General features: G+C 75.3%; 13 protein-coding genes. 2 read left to right on the top strand and 11 right to left on the bottom strand.

Annotated features, from left to right (window positions below):
* Positions 1–121 precede the first annotated feature (121 nt).
* Positions 122–553, top strand: coding sequence for an NfeD family protein (locus IO30_RS0132295; protein WP_031148930.1), 432 nt, complete (start codon positions 122–124; stop codon positions 551–553).
* A gap of 3 nt (positions 554–556) precedes the next feature.
* Complete coding sequence (locus IO30_RS0132290) at positions 557–1,651, top strand: SPFH domain-containing protein (RefSeq protein WP_051859613.1); 1,095 nt, start codon at positions 557–559, stop codon at positions 1,649–1,651.
* A gap of 14 nt (positions 1,652–1,665) precedes the next feature.
* Here IO30_RS0132290 and IO30_RS0132285 read toward each other — a convergent pair whose 3' ends face one another.
* The 11 genes from IO30_RS0132285 to IO30_RS0132235 are packed head-to-tail and all read right to left on the bottom strand — an operon-like array spanning position 1,666 to position 21,422.
* A complete protein-coding gene (locus tag IO30_RS0132285) occupies positions 1,666–2,769 on the bottom strand; it encodes an NAD(P)/FAD-dependent oxidoreductase (RefSeq protein WP_031148926.1) in 1,104 nt (367 codons plus the stop codon).
* Entirely contained in the window at positions 2,766–4,121 is a 1,356-nt protein-coding gene (locus IO30_RS0132280; protein ID WP_051902718.1) for a metallopeptidase TldD-related protein, read from the bottom strand. The genes IO30_RS0132285 and IO30_RS0132280 overlap by 4 nt, the downstream gene beginning before the upstream one ends.
* Entirely contained in the window at positions 4,118–5,428 is a 1,311-nt protein-coding gene (locus IO30_RS42360; protein WP_051902716.1) for a TldD/PmbA family protein, read from the bottom strand. Before IO30_RS42360 ends, IO30_RS0132280 begins: the two co-directional genes overlap by 4 nt.
* On the bottom strand, positions 5,425–6,006 hold the full coding sequence (locus tag IO30_RS42355) for an NADPH-dependent FMN reductase (RefSeq protein WP_078904232.1): 582 nt from the start codon (positions 6,004–6,006) through the stop codon (positions 5,425–5,427). The genes IO30_RS42360 and IO30_RS42355 overlap by 4 nt, the downstream gene beginning before the upstream one ends.
* On the bottom strand, positions 6,006–8,351 hold the full coding sequence (locus tag IO30_RS42350) for a lantibiotic dehydratase family protein (RefSeq protein ID WP_051902714.1): 2,346 nt from the start codon (positions 8,349–8,351) through the stop codon (positions 6,006–6,008). Before IO30_RS42350 ends, IO30_RS42355 begins: the two co-directional genes overlap by 1 nt.
* Positions 8,348–10,762, bottom strand: a complete 2,415-nt coding sequence (locus IO30_RS0132260; protein ID WP_051902713.1) for a hypothetical protein — start codon at positions 10,760–10,762, stop codon at positions 8,348–8,350. Before IO30_RS0132260 ends, IO30_RS42350 begins: the two co-directional genes overlap by 4 nt.
* Positions 10,759–12,822, bottom strand: coding sequence for a lantibiotic dehydratase family protein (locus IO30_RS0132255; RefSeq protein ID WP_031148917.1), 2,064 nt, complete (start codon positions 12,820–12,822; stop codon positions 10,759–10,761). Before IO30_RS0132255 ends, IO30_RS0132260 begins: the two co-directional genes overlap by 4 nt.
* On the bottom strand, positions 12,819–15,197 hold the full coding sequence (locus tag IO30_RS0132250; protein ID WP_031148916.1) for a lantibiotic dehydratase family protein: 2,379 nt from the start codon (positions 15,195–15,197) through the stop codon (positions 12,819–12,821). The genes IO30_RS0132255 and IO30_RS0132250 overlap by 4 nt, the downstream gene beginning before the upstream one ends.
* On the bottom strand, positions 15,194–17,545 hold the full coding sequence (locus tag IO30_RS0132245) for a lantibiotic dehydratase family protein (protein ID WP_051902711.1): 2,352 nt from the start codon (positions 17,543–17,545) through the stop codon (positions 15,194–15,196). The genes IO30_RS0132250 and IO30_RS0132245 overlap by 4 nt, the downstream gene beginning before the upstream one ends.
* Entirely contained in the window at positions 17,542–19,119 is a 1,578-nt protein-coding gene (locus IO30_RS46515; RefSeq protein ID WP_031148914.1) for a hypothetical protein, read from the bottom strand. The genes IO30_RS0132245 and IO30_RS46515 overlap by 4 nt, the downstream gene beginning before the upstream one ends.
* Positions 19,116–21,422, bottom strand: a complete 2,307-nt coding sequence (locus IO30_RS0132235; protein ID WP_157853417.1) for a lantibiotic dehydratase — start codon at positions 21,420–21,422, stop codon at positions 19,116–19,118. Before IO30_RS0132235 ends, IO30_RS46515 begins: the two co-directional genes overlap by 4 nt.
* Between the last annotated feature and the right edge of the window lies 1 nt (position 21,423).

Here is a 21,423-nt window from a genome sequence, read left to right as displayed (position 1 = left end):
TGGAGTGCTCGCCGGTGCGGGGCCGGAGGATTTGATTCCGGTTCATTGCATACAAAACGGGTAAAGGATGGGAAAAGTGCTGTCAGTCGCGCTCTCCTTCCCGTGTCAGGAGGCGTATGCGATGGATCCCTGGCTGATCTGGCTGATCGTCGCGCTGCTGCTGGGTGCGGCCGAGATCGTCACCCTCACCGCCGCGCTCGGGTTGCTCGGGGGCGCCGCGCTCGTCACCGCCGGGTTCGCGGCGGTCGGGCTCCCCCTCCCGTGGCAGTTCGTGGTGTTCGCGGTCGTGGCGACGGCCGGTGTGATCTTCGTGCGTCCGATCGCCCTGCGCCGCCTGTCCCCGCCCCCGGAAGCGCGCTTCGGCGTGGACGCCCTGGTCGGCGGGGCCGCGTACGTCACCTCCGAGGTGACGGGGCTGGGCGGCAGGGTCCGGATCGGCGGTGAGGAGTGGACGGCCCGCGCCTACGACGAGACGCTGGTGATCCCTCCCGGCACGACCGTCGACGTCATCGAGATCAAGGGCACCACGGCGCTCGTCTACCCCCGGGAGTGAGCCATGGAAGCATCGGCCTTCCTCATCGTCGGCCTGCTCGTCGCGGTCCTCGCGGTGTTCACCGTGGTCCGTGCGGTGCGCATCGTCCCCCAGGCCCGCGCCCGCAACGTCGAACGGCTCGGCCGCTACCACCGCACCCTCAAGCCCGGGCTCAACGTCGTCATCCCGTACATCGACCGCGTCTATCCGGTGATCGACCTGCGCGAGCAGGTCGTCTCCTTCAAGCCCCAGCCGGTCATCACCGAGGACAACCTGGTCGTCGAGATCGACACCGTCCTGTACTTCCAGGTCACCGACCCGCGCGCGGCGGCCTACGAGATCGCGAACTTCCTCCAGGCAGTGGAACAGCTGACCGTCACCACGCTGCGCAACGTGGTCGGCTCCATGGACCTGGAGAAGACCCTGACCTCGCGGGACACCATCAACAACCAGTTGCGCGGTGTCCTCGACGAGGCCACCGGCAAGTGGGGACTGCGGGTCAACCGGGTGGAGATCAAGGCCATCGACCCGCCGCAGTCCATCAAGGACGCGATGGAGAAGCAGATGCGGGCCGAGCGGGACAAGCGGGCCGCCATCCTCGGGGCCGAAGGGCAGCGCCAGTCCCAGATCCTCACCGCGGAGGGCGACAAGCAGTCCGCAGTCCTGCGCGCGGAGGGCAACCGGACCGCTGAGATCCTCAAGGCCGAGGGGCAGTCACGGGCCATCGACGAGGTGTTCCAGGCCGTCCACCGCAACGACCCCGACCCCAAGCTCCTCGCCTACCAGTACCTCCAGATGCTTCCCCAGCTCGCGCAGGGCCCGGGCAACAACTTCTGGGTGATACCCGGCGAGGTCACCTCCGCCCTCCAGAGCGTCACCCGCGCCTTCTCCGAGGTGCTCCCCCAGTCCGCGGCCACCCGCGAGGCCTCCTCGGACGACCTGGCCGTGCAGGCCGCGAACGATGCGGCGAAGGCGGCCGAGGCCGCCGCCGAGGCCCTCGCCGACGCGGCGGAGGCGGACGCCGCCGCCACCGGTGCCCGGGCCTTCCCTGCCGCGCCCCCGGCCGCCGCGGACCCCCGTGACGCGTCGGACGCGCCGGCCTCCGGCCCGCAGGGCTGAGGTCCCCCGTCCGGTCAGCCGGCCCGGACAGGGTCGAACCGGTCCGGCGAGAACGCCTCCGGTGCGGCGGGCTCGCCGGTGTCGAGGAGGTGGGCGAGGGCCCAGCCGCTGTGGTGGCCCGTGAGGATGCCCTGGCCGGCGTGGGCCGAGCACACGTACACGCGGTTCGTGGCCGGGTAGCGGCCCAGCACCAGCCGGCCGTCTCCGGAGGCCGAGCGCAGACCCGCCCAGGCGCGGACCGGCCGGGCGTCCGCGAGCAGCGGGAAGTCCCTGACCAGCCGGGACAGCAGGAAGACGGTACCGGCCGTGGTGACGTGGTCGGCGAAGCCCGCCATCTCCTCGGTGGCCCCGGTGCACAGCGAACCGGCCCGCCACGGGCACAGGTAGGTGCGTCCGGAGATGACGTGGTCGATGCGGACCTCCGCGTCCCGCACCTCGATCATCTGACCGCGCATCGGATGGACGGGCAGCGGCGGCAGTCCGGGGAGGCTGCCCGACCAGGCGCCCGCCGCCACGACCACCCGGTCGGCGCGCAGGCTGCCGCGGGAGGTGGTGACGCGGACCTCGCCCGGCGCCTCCTCGATGCCCAGCACCTGCTCGCCGAGGGAGACCGTGGCTCCCGCGGCACGGGCCGCGGAGCCGAGGGCGTCGACGTAGAGAGCGGTGTCGACCATGTGGCCCGCAGTGGTGCGGAAGGCGCCGAGGAAGGAGCTCCGGGCGAAGACCGGCTCCAGGTCGGCGAGGGCGGCGGCATCGGTCCACTCACCGAGCTCCTCCGGCCGGGCGGCCGTGGTGAGGACCAGCTGTTCGCGTTCCTCCTCGGTGCGGACCGGGCGCAGTACGCCCTTTCCGCGCCGGATCCCGGGGGTCGTCTTCTCGAACGTCCGCACGTCCTCGTCGAAGCGGGTCCGTGCCGCCGCCACGAATGCGTGCATGACCGGATCGGCGAGCAGACGCAGCGAGGGGATCGCCACCCCGGCGGCCGCCCGGGATCCGCTGCCGCCATCAGGGCTGCCGTCGACCACGTGGACGCGGGCCCCGCGCTGGGCCAGTTCACGGGCGACGGAGAGGCCGACCACTCCCGCCCCGATCACCAGCACGTCATGGACAGCGGTCACGGCAGCTCCTCGAAGTGCAGGCTCGGCGTCAGGGCTCCGTCGGCCAGGGGCAGGATCTGGGCGTCCGTGCCGGTGCCGCGCAGCTTGCGCAGGTACGTCAGCAGGTCGCAGTGGAACTCGAAGGGGGCGATCCTGCGGATCCGGCGTCCCCCGCGGACCTCCCACCCGGCGACGATCATCTCGATGCGTCCCGCGCGGGGCATCGTGACGAGGTTCTCCAGGCGGCAGCTGAGCTCGACGAAGTCCTCCGGCATGGCGCCCCGTCCGGGCGCGACCCGCAGGGCGACGGGCCGGGGCATCGGCTGGGCCCCCACGCCCATGCGGATGCCGCGGCCGTTGGGGGTGTGCCCGAGCCGGTGGGCGGTGTCCCAGGAGTGGAGGAAGGCCGTGAGGCGTCCCTCGTCGGCGAGGACGACGGGGCCGGCGGCCACGCCCTCGTCGTCGTGGACCATCGGCGGGCCGTCCGGGTGCGCGTGGGGCACGTCGTCCACGTGGAGGCAGGAGGGGAACAGCCGCTTGCCCACCGCTCGGGCCAGGCCGGGGGTGGCGAGGGCGGTGCTGCCGGAGAACAGCCAGCTGAGCCCGGCCACGACGGGGGCCGCGACCTGCGGGCGCAGGACGACGGGGAGTCCGCGCGGCACGGCGGCGGGGCCGGGGAGGCCCGGGGAGCCGAGGGTGTCCAGCGCGGTGGCGATGCGGTGGACGAGCGCGTCGGTTCCCGGGTCGTCGGTGACCCGCTGAGCTTCGGCCGCTTCCACGACGGCTCCGTGGGCGGTCTCGCAGCGCACGACGACCCGGGTCTGCTCGTGGTGGTGCTCCCGCCGCAGTCCGCCCAGGGTCGCCGTGGCGGTGGTCCACTGGTACTGCTGGGCCAGCAGCACCTGGACGTCCGCCCCGGCCAGGCGCAGCCGTTCGGCGGTCGTGCGGACGAGGTGCTCCGCCGCGGCGGTGTCCAGGGGGGCCGGGATCCGCCTGGACGCGGGGGCGGGGGCGGGGGCCGCGGCCGGGTCGGGAGCCGGGCGGACGGCGACGTTCCGGCGGCCCAGGGTGGTGCGGGCCTCCTGGACCAGCGACCGGACGTCGTCGGCGCCGTCCACGGTGCGGCTGGCGCTGCCGAAGGCGCCGTCCTCCCAGACCCGGCAGGCTGCGCCGAAGGCGCCGCCCGCGGCGGCGGTGATCCGCCCGGTGGACGGGACGATCTGGGCCACCGCCTCGCGGGCGTCGTGGACCCACAGTTCCACTTCCTCGGCGCGTGGCGCCGCGTCCACCGCGGCGGTGGCCTCGTCGACGGCCGTCCAGGAAAGGGGGTAGGACCTCACCGGGTCCCGGTCGTGAACCGGTGTCGTCGTCACCTGAGCTCCTGCCCGCCCTGGCGGGCGTACGTGTCCAGTCCGTCGATCCGGACGGTCGGTTGTTCGAAGCCGACGATGAGGGGGCCCTGGTCGAGCTTTCCGCAGCCTCCGCCGCCGACGAAGGAGCGGGAGTCGCCGGCGACGGCCGAGATGCCGCGGAGCGCCGAGAGCCCGTCCCCGTTGATGACGACGTCGGTGAGACGTCCCACCGGAACGCCGTCGTGCAGCAGCAGGCCCTCCAGGCCGAGGAAACTGAAGGCCCCGCTCCCCTGGTGGACGTGGCGTACCCGCATGCGCTCCACCCAGACGGCCTCCCCGGGCGGTCGGCGTACGTCGTCGGCGGCGAACGGGCCGTCGAGGATGCGGGTGTGGGCCTGCCGGGGAACCGCCGGGTACAGGTAGGACATCCGGCGGCCGTGGCCGTTGGGGGCCTCGCCCGCCTGGGCCGCGCTCGCGGAGCTGTGCAGGACCCCGCTCACGGTGCCCGCCTCGATCAGGGGAACGGCGGTGGCCGGGTGCCCCTCGTCGTCGAAGCGGTATCCGAAGACGGCGTTCGGGGCGCCCGGGTCGTCGACGACCGTCACCCACTCGGGGCAGACGGCCTTGCCGCGTGCGGCGCCGAGGTAGGAGGTGCCGCTCTCCACCACGTCGCCCTCGAGCGGGTGGCCGCACACCTCGTGGAAGAAGAGGGCGCAGCCGCCCGGGGAGAGGAGGACGGTGCGCCTGCCGCGGTCCAGGGTCATCAGGGGCAGGCCGCGCACCTCGTGCCAGGCCCGGTCCAGTTCGTCGAGGAGCCGTGCCGCGATGTCCTCCGGGCGGAGGTCGCCCGTCTCGGCGCCGCCCGTCGCGGAGTCCCTGCGCAGGGTGAGCGGGCCGTTCGGTCCGCGGTAGGTCGCGCTGAGGTTCACGGTCTGGAACACCCGGTGGTCGTCGGTCAGCCGGTCGGCGGGGCCGGCGACCACCCGCTGGTCGAAGTCGCGGAGGCTGACGACGAGTTCGGGGCTGCCGTCCCTGCCCGCCGCCACGCGCCGGATGCGCTGCGCCAGGTCGCGCAGCCGGTCCTCGGCCGCGTAGGTCACGGGCCAGGGCTCGGCGAGCGCGCCCGTCGCGGCGCGTACGGCGGCGGGCAGGTCGAGGTCCGCCCCGGCGGGGGCCGGCAGCGCCCGGTAGCGCCACGTCTCGCGGCCGGGGGCTCCCCCGCCGCGGGAGGAGCCGATGCCGCGGTAGCGGCCGCGGGTGAACTCGGGTCCCGGGCCGGAGTCCAGGAGGTGCAGGGTCTCGCGGCGCTCCGCGAAGTAGGCGCTCATGCGCCGGGGGCTTCCCGGCCCGTGAGGATGCGGGCGTGGCTGCCGAGCTCCTCCACCATCCGGGCCACGCGGGCGCCGACCGTCTCGTCGCTGAACGAGCCGTCCTGGGCCAGGAATCCCTGGCCCGCGATGACGGCCGTGGGCACGGTGGTCACCCGTAGGGCCCGGCAGAAGTGGTCCATGGCGCTGATGGCGTTGGCGCCGCCGATGGGGGTGCCGCCGACGGCCATCAGGCCGGCGACCTTGCCGGTGAGCCACGGCTGTTCGTCCTGCCCCAGGGCCTGGAGGTGGTCGACGGCGTTCTTGAGGGCTCCGGCGATGGTGCCGTGGTAGACCGGTGAGGAGAAGACGACGGCGTCGGCCTGCCGGACCTTGGCGAGGAGTTCCGCCACCTCGGGCGGCGGGTCGGTCAGGTGGGAGTCCCGGAAGACGGGGAGGTCCTTGCTGCCGAGGGAGTACATCTGGGGCTTCATGCCGGCGTCCCGTGCGGTCAGCAGGGCCTTGCGCAGGAGGAGTTCGGCCCAGGAGCCCTTGCGCGTGCTGCCGCCGAGGCCGAGCACCACTGGCTGACGATTCATCAGTTCTTTACTCCGGAGGTGAGGTTCGTGCGGGGGGAGGTCCGGCGCCGTACGGAGAATCGGATCTCGCAGACGTGCCGGCCGAGGTCGCTGCGCTGCCAGGTGCGGTCGGGAGCGGGCAGCATCTCGGTGAGGCGCACCGGCCGCTCCCTGGACTCGGCGACGAGCAGTTCGACCAGGTGCGGGCTGGCGAGGTCGACGTGGACGGGTTTGCGTTCGCCCTGGACGGCGGCGTAGACGCGGCGGGGTACCCCCAGGGCGCGCAGCGCGTCGACGGTGTGCCGGTAGCGTTCGGCGCCCACGGCCCCTTGGGGCGGCTGGAACACCTGCGCGTCCAGGCGCCAGGCCGCCCGCTGGACGACCACGTCGCCGATGCTGATGCGCGGGGTCAGCGGGCCGAGCACGATGCGCGGCAGTCCGCAGGAGGGCGGGCCGAGCGGGCTCTGCGTGGCCGCTTCCGCGTCGCCGAGGAGCGGCATGACCCGCCGGCCGGTGTGCCGGTCGGTCACCGTCGCGTCCGGGCGGACGACGAGGTCCTCGGCGCGCAGCCGGTCCTGGCCGGGGGCGGCGGGTCCGCTCAGCTCGACGGTGCGCGGCAGGAGTTCGAGGTAGCACAGTTTGCCGAAGCGGTTGTGGGTGGCCACGTGGACGAGTTCCGGGGCCTGCGGGGCGGGGTCGTGCAGCCAGTCGCGGGTGGCCCGTGCCAGTGCGTCGCGGTCCTCGATGAAGCAGCAGAGGTTGCCCAGGCCCTGGAGGCCCCAGTGGAACTCGCCCACCACGACGGGGGCCCGGCCCGATTCCACCGCGGACCGGTCGCAGGTGTCGAAGTGGAGGTCCGGGGCCAGGATCATCGGGCCCGGGGCGCCGTCCGGCTCGGGAAGGATCGCCCGTACGGCCGAGGGGTCCAGGACCACCTCGGTGGAGGTGCCGTCCCAGGTGGCGGCGACCAGGTCGTGCAGGCGCCGTGCGACGTCGGTCCCGTCCAGGGGGACGGGCGCGCTGACCGGGAGGCAGGCGAGGACCTCCGGGAGCCGGAGCTCGGTGACCGCGGGACCGTACCGCTCGTGCCAGGCCGCGGTGAACGCGTCGCGCGCCCGCAGCCAGGCCTCGGCGCCGGCCGCGGCCGCCAGGTCGAGGACGGGATCGAGGCGGGTGAGCAGGTTCCGGACGGCTTCTTCGTCGAAGCGTACGGAGAACTCCGGTGCGTGGTCCTCCTCGTAGAGCACGACCCGGTCGGCGTACAGCTGCCCCTTGCCCCGGCGCGCCACGTCCAGGCCCTGCTCGGTCAGGACGGCGTCGGCGCGGGAGACGGCGGCGCTCTTGCCTTCGGCGTCCGCCTCGGCGAAGAGGGCTGCGGTCCGGGTCAGCTCCTGCGCGAGGGTGCGCAGTGTGTCGTCGCCTAGGTGTTCGGCGGCCGTGCGCAGGAGGGCCAGCGCGTCCGGTTCGGAGGTGGGGGCGAGGAGTTCGGACGCCCACAGCAGGTTGCGCCGGTGGAGCGTGCGCAGGGTCGCCGCGGGCACCTCGCCCGCGCGGCCCGCGGCCGCCCGGGTGACGGCCCGGCGCACCGGGGACTGCTCGGGGAGCATTCCGGCGGCCGGGCCGGGCCGCCAGTCCAGGGTGTGCGGTGCGTGGCGTTCGAGTGCCTGGTCGAGGAGTTCCTTGACCGCCCAGAAGGCGAGGAAGCCCTGGCGGGCGGCGGGCGGGCCGGTCCAGTCGGCGGGGGCGCCGAGCGTGGCGTAGGCGATGGGGCCGGCGAAGGCGTTGGTCTCGCACTTGGCGGCCAGGCGCTGCAGGAAGGAGACCGCCTTGCGTTCGTTCTGGTTGGGGGCGGGGCCGCCGGGGGGCCGCTTGAGCAGGGCCGCGACCGTGGTGTCCAGGATCTCGGGGGTGAGCAGGACCAGGGCTTCGCGCACTCGCGGGTCGCGCAGTACGGAGCCGAGGTGCTCGCGCGCGGTGCCCAGCGCGGCGGTGTACCGGCCGGCCAGCTCGTCCAAGGCGGTGTCCCGGGCCGTGCAGGTGGAGGTCCACCAGTGGGCGAAGGCCTGTGCGTCGGTGTGGCCGCCGACGGGGTCCTCGAACCACAGCACGCCGGGGAGCGGCTTGCGGCGCTGGACGGCCCGGTAGGCAGCTCGGGCGGCCCGTACCCCGTCGGCGTCCTGCGGGCGGTGGGCCTTGCGGCTGACCGCTTCGAAGTCCTGTGCCGCCCGGTCCAGTTGGGCGCGTGACTCCCGTACGGCGTCGACGAGCTGCGGCAGGCGCGCATCGGCCAGCGGGTCGAGGAGGTCGAGGGGGAATCCTGCCGGGCGTACGACGGCTACGGGCATGGCCCGCCAGGCCCCGGTCACGAGGCGGCTCCTTCAGCGGTGGTGTGGTCGATCAGGCAGGCGATGCGCAGTTCGGCGACCTGGTGGCCGCCGTCCGGGTTCCACCACAGGTCGTCGGGGCCGGGAAGGCATTCGGACAGGCGCAGTTCCCCCGGGCCGAGGCGGGCGAGGTCGTCGACGGCGACGGGGTCGTCCAGGTCCACGAAGACGGGTTTGGTCTCGGCCTGGTGGCGGACGAAGACCCTGCGGGGCAGCCCGCGTTCGGCCCGCAGCCGTTGCCAGGCGCTCCAGTGCGGGTACCCGGGTCCGGAGGCGCCCGGCGCGGGCAGCTTCCAGCTGGCCCGTTCCACCACGACGCCGTCGATGAGCACGCGGGGGGACCCGTCCGGGCCGGTGAGGTCGATCGGTACGACGGCGGGCAGCGCGACGGCGCGGTGCAGGGTGCTGGCCAGGTCCCCGGGGTAGAGCCAGCGGCGTCCGGCCGCGGTGTCGACGGCCGAGCCGTCCGCGCTCACGGTGACGTCGGCGACGGGGACCACCGACGTGCGGGGTTTGGTGCTGAGGCCGCTGAGTTCGATCGCCAGACCGGGCAGTTCCGGGGTGATGTGCATGCTGCGGCGCCGGGAGACCACGCCGGCCATGGTGTGCGGGTCGGCGAGGCGGGCCACCGCGGCGCAGAAGTCCGCGTAGAGGCCCTCGGGGTCGCAGTGGACGCGGGTCGAGGAGCCTCCGACGATCGAGCTGGAGTCGTCGTGGACCTCGCCCAGCACCCAGACGGCCTCGGCCGGGGAGGGGCCCGCGGCCAGCAGGTCCAGTCCGGGCAGGGCTGCGGAGGGGATGGTGTCGGGGGCCGTCAGCGTGGCCCAGAAGGGCGCGCACACGGCGTCCACCTGCTGCGACGTCAGCCGGACCGCGCCGTCGGGGCCCGCGGGGGTTGCCCGTACGAGGGCGATGAGGGCCGCGCGCAGCGCCTCGTACCGGGGGCGGTCGCCGGGCAGGTCGGCGGTCGCGGCCCGGGCGAGGGGTACGGGGCGGCCGCCGAAGGCGCGGCGGACTTCGGCGCGGGCGTCGGCCCGGGACAGGAGGGCGGCCAGGTAGAGCGGTTCGAGAAGGGGACCGACGGCCCGGGTGAGTGCGTCGACGGTGGGTGCGCCGAAGCGGACGCCTTCGCTGTGGGGGCCGGATCGCTCCTCGTGCCAGAAGGACCGGTCGCCGTAGTGCTCTCCGGCGTTGCGGCGCGTGTCCAGCCCGGCGGCCGTCAGTTCGGCGTCGGCTCCGGCGAGGATCTTCTCCCGTTCGGGCCAGGGGGCGTCGGCGGTCTCCTCCAGCCGCTGCAGCAGGGTGTGGACCGCGGGGGCCTCGGGCAGGGCCGCGGCGAGGGCCCGCAAGGCGTGCCGTTCGGTGGAGGGCACCAGCGGGCCGCGCCGCAGGGCCGGGGTGAGGGAGGGCAGGGCGGCGCGGAGCCCGGCGGCCTGGAGTCCGGCGGTCCGGGCGAGTTCGCGCAGGGTGGTCCAGTCTCCGCCGAGCGCGTCCCACAGCCGTACGGCGTCCGGGGAGAGCGCCAGGGTCCTGCCGTCGGCGGTGCGGACGAGGGCGTCGGACTCGCGCCGCCACAGCGGGTCGCGGCTGACCTGCTGGTCGCCGCCGCGCGGGGCGTGGCGGGCGGCCAGGTCCCGCAGCAGCCAGGCGCTGGCGTCCACGGACGTCCGCTCGGGCCGCGGCGGCCCGTAGCTGACGGCGTCGGGTGCGGCGGGGTCCAGCGCGGCGAAGCAGGACGGACCGAAGTAGGAGACCGTCTCGCAGCGGGCCGCGAAGCGGCGGAGGTAGCGGTGGGCGGTCATCAGGTCCCCGCGGTCCTTGCCGCGGAGCCGGCGCGGGTCCAGGACGGGGCCGTCGGGGCGGAACAGGCGCTCGGCGAAGCCGCCGCTGGACTGGGCGATCGCCTGGTGCACCCGGGGTTCCGCGACGCGGGTGCGGACCTGGGAGTACACCTCCTCGGCCGTTTCCAGGTAGGAGTGCTGGGCCGCCCGCACGGTGTCGGCGAGCCGGCCCACGGATTCCTCCCAGCCCCGGGCCCAGGGGGCGTGGCCCAGCGTGGCGAACAGGGCCGCCGTTCCCTCGGGGAGCGGCCGGCCGTGGGCCACGATCCGGGAGGATCGGACGACCGCGGTGCGCTGGGCGCGTTCCAGACCGGGGAAGGCCTCTTTCAGCGCCGGGAACACCCGCTCGCGGAAGGCGTCCTGCCGGGCCGTCAGGTCCTGCTCGGCGGCGCGGACGGCGTGCGTCGCGGCGGCCGCCTGCGGTCCCGGCCGCGGGAGCAGCCGTGCGGCGGGGAAGCCGCTGCTGCGCAGTTGCAGGTCGGGGTGCAGGCGGGCGCTGAGGCGGCCCGCGGGGACCACCACCCCGGGCGGGGTGTCGGCGCTCGGGTTCACGGGTTCCTCCTGACCACGGCCGATATCCGCAGTTCGGCGCAGAACCGGTCGGTTCCGCGTTCCAGCCACAGCTGGTCGGGGCCGGGCAGCATCGGGCTGAGCAGCAGTTCGTCGCCGGGGGCGGTCCAGTGCGCCAGCAGGTCCACCAACAGCGGGTTGCGGAAGTCGACGTAGAACGGTTTGGGCTGGCCGGCGACCCGTACGAAGACGCGTTCGGGCAGGGCATGTGCCGCCCGCCAGCGGCGCATCGTGACGAAGCGTTCGTCGAGGTCCTTTCCGAGGGCGGGTCGGGGCAGTCTGCGCTGTTCGCGCTGCAGGACCACCCCGCCGGCCGACAGCTCGGGGACGCGGGGCCCGGAACGCAGTGACGGCATCAGCCCCGTGTGCGGGGAGAGCGCCAGGTAGAGGGGGTTGGACGGGTCGCCGGGCACCAGGGTGCGCTGCTCGCCGTCCGGCAGGACCAACAGGGGGACGCCTCCCCTCCACTGGACGGTGACGTCTGCGAAGTCCACGGCGGAGGGCCGGGCGGAGGCCGCCGAGACCTCGATGGAGCGGGTGGGGAGCTCCGCGAGGAAGGCCTTGCCCTGCGACCTGGGGGCGGTGAACTGCACCAGCCGGTCGGCGAGGTCGCCGGACCCGGTGAACCAATCGCGCATGCCGCTGTCGGGCCAGAAGTGCTCGAAGAGGCCGAAGGTCTGCAGGTTGCTGTGCAGTTCGCCGAGGACCAGCCGGGCGTCGTGGACGGACCCGTCGGCGCCGGAGGCGAGCATCAGGTCCGGGGAGAGCAGGGACAGCTCGGACGCCGGCCACTTGTCGAGGAGTTCGGCGAGGCGGCCGGGGTCGAGGTCCCCGCCCTCCTCGGGCCACAGCTTCCCGAGCTCCTCGCGCAGGCGCCCGGCGCTGCCCCCGTCGGCGGCCCCCGCGAGGTCTCCGAGTTCCCCGATGTGGCGCATGGCGTCGAGGAGTCGTAGCGGGCCCTCGCCCGTGCGTTCCCGCAGCACGGCGGACGCGTCGAGGAACCGCTGGTGGCCGTGGACGGCGGCGAGCCGGCACACCGGGTCCAGCCCGTCGCGCAGCCGGTCGAGCAGGTCGCCCCCGATGCCGTACTCGCCCGCGGCCCCGCGGCCCTCCTGGTAGAGGACGTCGCGGTCGCTGTAGAAGCGGCCCCGGGGACGCTCCGGCAGGGCTCCGGTGATGTTCTCGACCCGGCGGCGGATCTCGGCCGCCAGGTCGCGCTGAGCCGCGGCGGGTGCGTCGGCGGTCCGCTGGGCCAGCTCCCGCAGCTCGGTGAGGCGCTCCGCCCAGACGGCTCCCGCCCCGCCGGCCGCGGCGAGCGACCCGATCACGGCGGCCAGCGGATCGGTGTGCGCGGCCGGCACCGGCAGGTCGGGGCCGACGAGCCCGGCGCGGCGCAGCCGGGGCAATGCGTCGCCTCCCTCGGCGGCGGGCGGCGACGCCAGCCCGGCGCGCTCCTGGGCGCTGATCCGGATGCGCCGGTCGCCGACCAGCAGGTGGTCACCGTCACGGCCGACGCCGGAGGCGAGCCGGTGGGGCAGCAGCGGGGCCACGGCGGGATCGCTGCGGATCGCCGCGGCCAGCAGGTCCACCACCCACCAGCTGACCAGCCCGGCCCGTTCGGCACAGACCCCGCTGGTGGCCGGGGGCTGGGCCAGGTCGGCCACCCCGCCGAACCGGACCAGGTCCATGGGGCCGTATCCGCCCGCGGTGTCGTTCTTCGTCGCCAGCCGTTGCAGGAGGGCGACCACCGAGCGGGCGCGTTTGCGGCGGCGGCGCACGGCGCCCTCGGCGAAGGGGACCAGGGCGTTGTCGTGGATGTCGGCGTTGGCGACCGCCGCGGCGTCGCGGATCACCGGATCGTGGCAGAGGGCGGCGAGTTCACGGTCGGCGTGGGCGACGGCGCTCCGCGCGTGGTCCAGTGCGGCGCCGTCGGTCGCGGTGTCCAGCAGCGCGCAGAGCTCGGGTTCGATCAGCCGGTCCATGACGGAGGCGGGTACGCCCGCACTGCGCAGGATCGCCACCGGCGACAGGTCGACGTTCATGACGGGTTCCTCACCAGCACGGCCGTACGCAGTTCACTTGTGAAGGTTCCTTCCGCACAGTGCAGGACCTGTTCGTCCGGGCCGGGCAGCATCTCGCTGACGACGGCGCCGGCCGAGCCGGCCGCGAGCCGCGCGAGCATGTCGCAGTAGGCCACGGACTCCAGGTCGACGAAGACGGGTTTGGGTTCGCCGTCCGGCTTGACGTACACGAACCGGGGCATGCCGAGGTGGTCGCGCAGCCGGTGGGCCTCGGTCAGGGCGGCCTCCGGGGTGCGCGCGGCGGTCAGGCCGGCCAAGGCGTCCGGGCCCAGGCGCCAGGTCTCGCGGAACCACACCACCCCGCCCACGGTGACCCGCGGGCGGTGTTCGCGCAGCGGTGGCGTCCGCGGCCCCCACAGGGCGAGGCCGCCCAGCGCCCGGGAGAGCGGGCCGACGGGGCTGGTCGGCATCAGGGCGAGCGGCACGCCGTCCGTGGTGCGCAGCGCGAGCGGGTCACGGTCGACGATCACGTCGTGCAGGCCCAGGACCTGGTCCCCGGGCAGTGCGGAGCGGCCCATGCGTTCCAGGGCGAGTCCCGGGTACTCCAGGGTGAAGGTCTTCCCGGTGAACCGGGGTTCGACCAGGGTGACGGGGACGGCGTCCTCGCCGGCCTGGTGGCGGGCGAGTTCCGCGGCCCAGGTCCCGACGGTCCGCCGCAGTGCTTGGCGGCGCTCCTCGGGAAGGGCCCGGGCGAGCCAGGACCACGGCTGGATGCCGTGGTGGATCTCCCCGACGACGAGCTGGTCGGTACCGGCCGGGTTCCGGCGGACCATCAGGTCGGGCGAGCAGACGAACGGCTCGTCGGGCAGCACGTCGGCGAAGACGGCCGCCAGCTGCCGGGCCGTGACCTCCACCCGGCAACTGCCCGCCGGGGCGACGGCGTCCAGGCGCTCCCACAGGGCGTCGGCGGCGGGACTGCCGTCGCGGTAGTCCGGCTGCGGGTACTGCTGGAGGCCCTCCAGCAGGTCGTACAGGCCGGTCCGCGCGGGCAGCCCGGTCTTCTCCCAGTGCAGGCGCAGCCAGCTCGCGGCGTCCTCGCGGACCCGGGCGGCGTAAGCGGCGTGCACGCGCAGCACGGTGTGCAGGGCGTCCTGGGACGGGGCCAGGGCCCGCCGGTCCAGGCCGAGTCCGCGCAGTCCGCCGACGCATTCCTCGTAGACCGGCTGCCGGTCGGCGTAGAGGGATCCCGTCGGCCGGTCGGCGGCCCCCAGGCCGTACCCGTCGAGAAGGGCGGCGAGTCCGGCGGCCTCCGTGCGTCGTTCGGGCCAGCCGGAGCTCCGTACCCGCTCGACGGACTCCTCGATGGTGTCGAGCCGCTCCAGCCAGGCCGTCACCGGCTCGGGGGCGGCCGCGCGCAGCCCGGCGACGGCCGCGCGCAGGTCGGCCTGTTCCGTCAGCGAGGTCGACGCGGGAGCGAGCCGGGGCCGGAGCAGACCGGCCCGGGCCAGCTTGGAGACGGCGCTGCGCAGGGAGGGGGGCAGGTCGGCGGGGACCACCGGGCCGGTGCGCAGGACCCGGAGCAGCGGGGCGGGGAGGGCGATGTCCCGGTCCGCGACCCGCAGCCCCCGGTCGTGGACCCGCGCGAGGGGGTGGAGACTCAGCGGGGTGCGATCCGATCCGGCGCACTCCTGGCCGATGCGCTGGGCGAGGCCCTCCACCACGTAGCGGGCGAGGAAGGTGGTGTGCGCGCCGTGCCGCGGGGACGCGGGGTCGAAGACGAGCATCGGCGCACCCGGAGCGGGCCCGGGTGCGGTGTCCTGGGCGGGCACCTCGCCGTACTGGAAGGGCCCGAAGAAGGACGTGGTCTCGTTCTTGGTGGCGAGCCTCTGGAGGTAGCGCAGGGCGACCCTGCGCGTGGTCCCGGACAGTTGGGTGCCGCGGGCGTACGCCTCCAGGCCCGAGGCCGCGCTGTGGCTGGAGAACCAGACGGCCTCGGCGGCGCGCGGACGCGCGTGCCAGGCACGCAGGTACTCCTGTGCCGCGTCGAGCTCCGCCGTGCAGCTGCGGGCGGCGCGCGCCCGTGCCTCGTCGCGTTCGGCGACGAGTGCGTTCCAGCGGGCCACCACGGCAGCAGCGGGAGTGCCGGGCGGCAGGGCGGGGTCCACTGCGGCGCGCGATGCCAGCCTGCGGCGCAGCCGTCGGCGTTCGGGGCGCTCCAGCGGCTGGTCCGCCAGGAGGCTGAGCAGGGCGGGGTGGAGGGCGTCGAGCCGGGTCAGCAGCGACCGTGCCCGGGCGATGTCGGCGTGCGCGGTCCCGGCGGCGGGCAGCAGGGCGTCCGTGACGGGGAAGCCGGCGCCCCGCAGCACGAACAGGGGCAGTATCTCCAGGTCGTTCATGCGGCGTCGGCTCCTGTCCCGGCGGCGGGCGGCCGTGGCCCCCTGGTGGCCTGCATGCGCAGCTCGCAGGTGTAGCGGCGCCCTTCCTCGTCCCTCAGCCACAGTTCGCCGGGGCCGGGTGACATCTCCTCGTACTGGACCCGCTCTCCGGTGTCGGTCACGTGGGCCAGGAGCTCGGCGGCGAAGGGCGAGCGGGTGTCGAGCAGGTAGGGCTTGCGGCGGCTTTCCGAGCGGACGTACACGAATCGCGGCATGCCGCGCCCGGCGGCCAGCCGGCGCAGCTCCAGGTGGCGCGCGGGAGGGGTGAGGGCCCCGAGGTCCGGCATGGGGACGAACCACCTCTGGCGTTGGTACACGGCTCCGCCGAGCGGGACGGCGGGCATCCGGTCCGTGCCGTCCGGCTCGATGCGGGCGTGGACGGCCTGCGGTGCGGAGAGGACGGCCAGCGGCGGGTACACCGTGAGGTCGGCCAGCGGCAGGTACAGGCAGCGCTCGCGGCCCTCGGCGTCCTCGAGCAGGATGCGGTCGCCGTCGCGGCGGACCCGGTACGCGTCCGCGCGGGACGGCGGGGCGGGGTGGCCGCTCACGTCGTCCGCGCGCAGGGGGCGCAGGGCCATGCGGTCGCCGGGGAAGACGTAGTAGCCCTTGTTGCGGCGGCTCACGTCGAGGCCCACCAGCCCGGTGGCCCGGCCGTGCTCGGCCACCCAGGCGGCGGCGTCCGCCGCGAAGCGCGCGGGCTCGGGGTGGGCCGCCGACAGCCAGCTCTCCAGGAGCAGGTGGTGGTGCACCCGGGAGACCACCACGGTGAACCGGCCCGCGCCGATGTCCTGTACGTCGGGTGCCGCGAGGCAGATGTCGGGCAGCGCGTACGCGGGTCCGGCCGGAGCGGGAGGGACGGCCGCGGCCCGGGTCCGCGGATCGGACAGGGCGGCGGGGTCCGCCTTCAGCGGCGGGTGGGGATCGAAGGCGCTGCCCAGTCCGGTGCCCGGGTGCATGGCCTCGCCGTAGGCGGGGAAGGACAGAGTGTCCTCCTCCGGCCAGCGGCGCAGGAGTTGCTCCTGGTGGCCGCGGCGGACGAGGGCCCCGTAGTCGGCGGAGAAGTCGAGGGCCTCCTGCACCGCGGCGGTCAGGCGGGCGGCTGCGGTCGCCCCGAGTTCGACCGAGAACGGGGACGAGGACTCCTCGTACACGACGAAGCGGTCGGTGTAGATGCCGCCGTCGCGGCGTGCGGGCGTGCCGGTGATCCGGGTGAAGGCCTCCTCCAGCGCGCGGAACGACTCCATGCGCTCCGGGAAGGGGGCCTCGGCCAGGTCGTCGCGCAGCCGGGCCAGTCCGTCCAGCTCCTCCAGCCGACGCAGGGCGTGCGGATCCCCGTCACCGGCCAGGGCGGAGACGGCACGGTGCAGCCGGTCGAAGGCGTCGTGCCGGTCGCCCCGGTAACTCGGGCCGAGCTCCACGGTGTTGGCCCGCAGGGCTGCCCGCAGGGCGGAGACCACATCCGTCGCCGGCAGGCCGAGTTCACCGGCGATCCGGCCCACCGGCACCGGTTCCGCATGCCGCAGCAGCGCGGTGCGCACCTCGGCCCCGGCAGAGCCGTCGGACGCCGCCGCGAGGCCGCGCAGACCGTCGCGGTCGAGCACCGTGAGGGGCAGTACGGGCAGCAGGCGGCGGTCGCGGCGCAGGGCGGCCGCCAGGGCGGTGACGGCCCAATACGAGAAGAACACCAGGCGGCGCGTGCTGCCTCCGCGGTGCAGCACGCACCCCTCGGTACTCCCTTCGTCGAGCGTGCCGTAGCCGATCGGTCCGAAGAAGCTGGTCGTCTCGTTCTTGCCGCACAGCCGTTGCAGGTAGGTGTACACCTGCCGGTGCACGCGGCGCGCGGCCGAGTTGCGGGGCCCGGCGGGCCGGTCGGTGTAGCGCTGCCAGACGTTGCGGTACATGTCGGGGTTGGAGACGGACACCGCCTCCCGGATGCGGGGCTCGGCCGCCAGGGCGTGCAGACGGGCCGCCAGCCGTTCGTAGCCGTCCTCGTAGGCCTGCCGGTACGCTCCGGCGGCCTCGGACCAGGCTGCCAGGGCGGGGCCGAGGGCGTCGGGCCGACCGGCCGCGTCCCGGGGCGCGGCCGGGGGTTCGCCGAGGGTGCGCAGGGCGCTCTCCACGGCGCGGACCCGCGTGGCGCGGTGGCCCGCGAGCGTCGCCCGCACCTCGGCCTCGGCCACGAGGAGGCGGTCCGAGGCCCGTTCGAGTACGGCATCGTCGCCGAGCTGCTCGATCCAGTCGAAGGGCATCCCGGCGTGCCGCAGCACGAAGACGTGTCCCAGCTTCCAGGCGCCGGCGTTGTCGGTCATGCGTGGCTCACCTTTCCCGTGAGGACGCCGATGGAGGACAGCAGGGCGACGGTCCGTTCCAGGGCCCGGCCCGGGGGCAGGACGGCGGAGAGCGGTTCGCCGGGGCGCAGCCGGGCGAGCCTGCCGCCGAGCCGCGGGTCCAGGGCGTAGGTCCGGCGTGTGCGCAGGTCGGCCAGGACGGTGTGCGCGCCGAGCGTGACCACCGTGGCGCCGGGGAGCAGCCGGTCCTCCGCTCCGGGGACGGCCGGTTCGGCGAGATAGGCGCCCGCGACCCGTCCCGGGACGGGGGTGTGGCGCGCGGCGAGGACGGCGATCAGTTCGGGCAGCAGCTCCGCGCGGGTCGGCCCGTCCAGGAGCGCACCGCGCGGAAGGTCCAGCTCCGGGGGTGTCGGGCGCACCGGCACCGGGTGCCCCGCCCAGGTCGGCTCGCCTTGTCGGTCGGGAAGGTGGAAGGGACGGCATCCGGCCACCCGCCAGGGCAGGTCGGCCGCCGCCAGCCAGGCCGCCGTGGAGCGCAGCTGCGTCTCGTCCACGCCGGGGGCCCCCAGCCAGAGTTCGGCGAGGACGCGTACTCCGACTCCGGCCAGCTCCCTTACGGCCGCGGCCAGTTGCCGGGCGGACAGGGTGGTGCCGTCTGCGGTGAGGACGTGTTCGTCGGTCGCCGCGGCCAGTGTCACCACCGCGGCGGCGCATCGGGCGGGCGGGGCGGCGCTCTCCGCGAGCGCCGCCAGTTCGGCGCCCGTCAGCTGGTCGGCCCACGGCCCGTCGTCGCGGCGCGTGAGCCAGGCCTCCTGCCGTCCTTCTGCCCGGGCGAGGGCGTGCGTACGGCGCAGGTCGCTGCCGGGCGGCAGGTGCCCGCGCAGGACCGGCCAGTGGCGCCGGGCGAACGGCCCGTCCAGGAAGAGGGGTTGTGCGGGGTCCTGCGCCGCGAGGGCGAACAGGGAGGGCAGTTGCTGGTCGCGGTCCACGAACAGGACGGCCGGGGCGTCGTCCAGCAGCGCGCGGGCCTGCCGCAGTTCGGGCGCGAAGGGTTCACCGCCCGCGGCTGCGGCGCGTGCCACGTCGGCGGTGGACTGCGTCGTGCCGTGGACCAGCTCCAGGTCGTCGAGGCGCAGGGTGACCGGCCAGCCCGCCCGGGGGCCGGCCAGGGTGAGGACCACGTCGACGGCGAGGAGCCGCGAGGTGGCCGCACCGTCCGGGACGTCCGCGACACCACTGCCGCCGGTGCCGCCGGTGCCGCCGGTGCCGCCGGTGCCGCCGGTGCCGCCGGTGCCGCCGGTGCCGCCGGTGCCGCCGGTGCCGTCGGTGCCGTCGGTGCCGTCGGTGCCGTCCGCGTCCGGTGTCCGCGGGGGCTCGCTCAGGAACCGGTCCGCGGCTTCGAGGAGGGCCAGGTCGCCCGTCCCGGAACCGGCCGCGGCTTCGGCCTCGGTGTGCAGGACTTCGCGCAGCCACTGCCGCTGCGGGGCCGAGGTGAGCCGGTCCACGGCGGCGCGGTGCAGCTCGGCGGTGCGGTGGCCGGGGGCCTCGTACCGCAGCGTGGGGTCGCCGTGGGGCAGAACGATCAAGTGGGTCATCGGGTTCCCTCTCCCCCGGCGCCGGCCGCGGCGACTGCGCGGGTGAAGACGCACCTCAGCTCGGCGGTGTGCCGGCCGCCCTCGTCGGCCAGCCACAGCTCGTCGGCCCCGGGCAGCATTTCGCTGACCCGCACCAGGGCGTCCGGGGCCGCCCCGTCGGCCGCCCGGCGGCAGGCGCGGGCCAGGGACCTGGTCAGGGCCGGGCTCGCGGAGTCGACGAACAGCGGTTTGCGGACTCCCGGGAGGTGGACGAAGGCGTGGTCCGGCAGGTGGTGGCGGGCCCAGATGCGGCGCACCGCGAGGAGGGCCTCGGACGTGGAGCGCTGCGCGGCCCCTGCGAGGGCGGCCAGGTCCGACGACGGTACGGTCCAGCTCTCGCGCTGCACCACGGCCCGACCCCAGCGCAGCCGGGGCGTGTGCGGGCCGAGGTTCAGACCCGGGGCGCGCAGGCGCAGCGGGGCGAAGGCGGTCTGGACGACGGTGTCGAGCTCGCCGTTGTGCAGGGTCACCTCTCCGCCGAGCGGGGTGCTCCACAGCCGCGCGGTGTGCCCGTCGCCCCGTACGACCAGGTCGCGCAGCTCGGCGGTCCAGGGGTTGCTCCGGTCGGAGAGGCCGCCGAGTTCGACGACGGGGCCGGGCAGTTCGAGCGGGGGGATGCCGGTCTGGCGTCCGGCCAGGATGTTGACCGCGGGGCGCCGTCCGAAGGCTCCGGCCATGGCCGCGTCCCGGGCGGTACGGATCCGGGCGGCCTCGGGGTGGAACTGGAGGGCCCAGTCGGTGAGCAGACAGGTGTCGTGGACGTCGCCGAGGACCACCTCGTAGCGGCCCCGTTCCCACGCCGTGGCGGAGTCCGCGGCGATCATGAGGTCGACCGAGCACACCGCGCCGCTCTCGTCGAGCGGCGTGCCGCGCACCATGTCCGTCAGGGCGGCGGATGCGGCGAGGTCGACCTCGGGGGCGTCCGGGTCGGCCACGGCGTCGCGCACGGCGGCGAGCAGTTCCCGGTCCGGTGGCTGGGCGAGCCCGTCCGCGGCGGCGACGAGCTTCCACAGGGGCACCGTACGGTCACCGATGCGCTGTGCGAGGCCGCGCCGGGCGAGTTCGCGGCGGCGGTGGGCGAGGGTGGCCAGGAAGTCCAGGGCGGGCACGACCCGTTCCTGCAACTCCCGTACCGCTGCCCCGCCGAGCCGCAGGTCGGTGGTGCCGGCGCACTCCTCGCGCAGCGGCATGCGGTCGGTGTAGAAGGCTCCGGTGCGGGAACTGGCGGTGGCGCAGTCGGGGGCGATGCGGCGGGCGGCGTCGAGGAAGACCCGGTGCCGTTCGGCCTTGTTCTGGGCGTCGTCGGCGCAGAATCCGTCCCGGAGGGAGATCAGTTCCGTCAGCCGGGTCACGAGCGGGGCCGCGCCGGGGACCGCGGCAAGGCGCCGTACGAGGAACGCCAGCGGATCGGGGTCGGTGGCGGGTGGTTCGAGCTGGTGGACGGCGACTCCGGCGCGGCACAGGGCGCGGGCCTCGGCCACGGCCTCCTGCGGGGTGACGCCCAGCCGGTCGGCGAGGGCCGCGAGGGTGTGCCGGCCGTCGCTCAGCCCGAGCAGGCGGTGCCCCGGGGAATCGGGGGCGCCGGGCGGGCGCGCCACTCCCGGGTTGCGGGGCCGCAGGGCGAGCCACGGGCCGACGGCCGGGTCGAAGGCGACCGCCTCGACGACCGCGGAGACGACCCAGGAGGCGGCGTGCGCCCGGCGGGCCCGCAGGGTGCCGGGGCCTTCGGACGACACCTGGACGGCGGTGGGGTCCTTCTCGTCGAGGGTGGCGTAGTTGATGGGGCCGAAGAAGCTGACGGTCTCGTTCTTGGTGCAGACGCGCTGGACGAAGCTCGCCAGCTGGTGGGTCAGCTGGGCGCTCTCACCGCGGCGGTCGAGGTCGGCCAGGATGCGCGGATTGGACACGGCCAGGGCCTCGCGCAGGCGGGCGTCGCGGGCCAGCGCGGCGAGCGCCTCGCGGCCCCGGCCCTCCTCCTCGGCCGCGGCGGTCTCCAGAGCCCGGCGGGCGGCACGCATGCGGGTGACGGCGGCCACCCATGCGGGCCGGTCCCGTTCGTCGGGGCCCAGGCGCAGCAGCCCCGATTCGGCCCGCGCCCGCGTCTCGTCGAGCCGGTCGGCGTCCCAGCCCGCCTCCGCCGCGAGGGCGAGCAGTTCGTGCTCGGCCCGGACGGCGGTGGCGGCGGCTTCCGCCGAGGCCGGCAGCCGGAGGCTTTCGACCAGCTCGAAGGGGAAGCCCGTCGAGCGCAGGATCGCGTGGGGCATC

Source organism: Streptomyces xanthophaeus, from assembly GCF_000725805.1.
In the GTDB taxonomy this organism is placed as follows: Bacteria; Actinomycetota; Actinomycetes; order Streptomycetales; family Streptomycetaceae; genus Streptomyces; species Streptomyces xanthophaeus.
The sequence above is the reverse complement of the archived record's forward strand: the minus strand, read 5'-3'. Positions and strand labels throughout refer to the sequence as shown.

What these genes read in the sequence shown, in the direction of transcription:
- IO30_RS0132250 (WP_031148916.1), bottom strand. Translation starts at nt 15,197, where the DNA reads ATGAACGACCTGGAGATACTGCCCCTGTTCGTGCTGCGGGGCGCCGGC.
- IO30_RS42355 (WP_078904232.1), bottom strand. Translation starts at nt 6,006, where the DNA reads ATGAATCGTCAGCCAGTGGTGCTCGGCCTCGGCGGCAGCACGCGCAAG.
- IO30_RS0132255 (WP_031148917.1), bottom strand. Translation starts at nt 12,822, where the DNA reads ATGAACGTCGACCTGTCGCCGGTGGCGATCCTGCGCAGTGCGGGCGTA.
- IO30_RS42360 (WP_051902716.1), bottom strand. Translation starts at nt 5,428, where the DNA reads ATGAGCGCCTACTTCGCGGAGCGCCGCGAGACCCTGCACCTCCTGGAC.
- IO30_RS0132290 (WP_051859613.1), top strand. Translation starts at nt 557, where the DNA reads ATGGAAGCATCGGCCTTCCTCATCGTCGGCCTGCTCGTCGCGGTCCTC.
- IO30_RS46515 (WP_031148914.1), bottom strand. Translation starts at nt 19,119, where the DNA reads ATGACCCACTTGATCGTTCTGCCCCACGGCGACCCCACGCTGCGGTAC.
- IO30_RS0132295 (WP_031148930.1), top strand. Translation starts at nt 122, where the DNA reads ATGGATCCCTGGCTGATCTGGCTGATCGTCGCGCTGCTGCTGGGTGCG.
- IO30_RS0132235 (WP_157853417.1), bottom strand. Translation starts at nt 21,422, where the DNA reads ATGCCCCACGCGATCCTGCGCTCGACGGGCTTCCCCTTCGAGCTGGTC.
- IO30_RS0132245 (WP_051902711.1), bottom strand. Translation starts at nt 17,545, where the DNA reads ATGACCGACAACGCCGGCGCCTGGAAGCTGGGACACGTCTTCGTGCTG.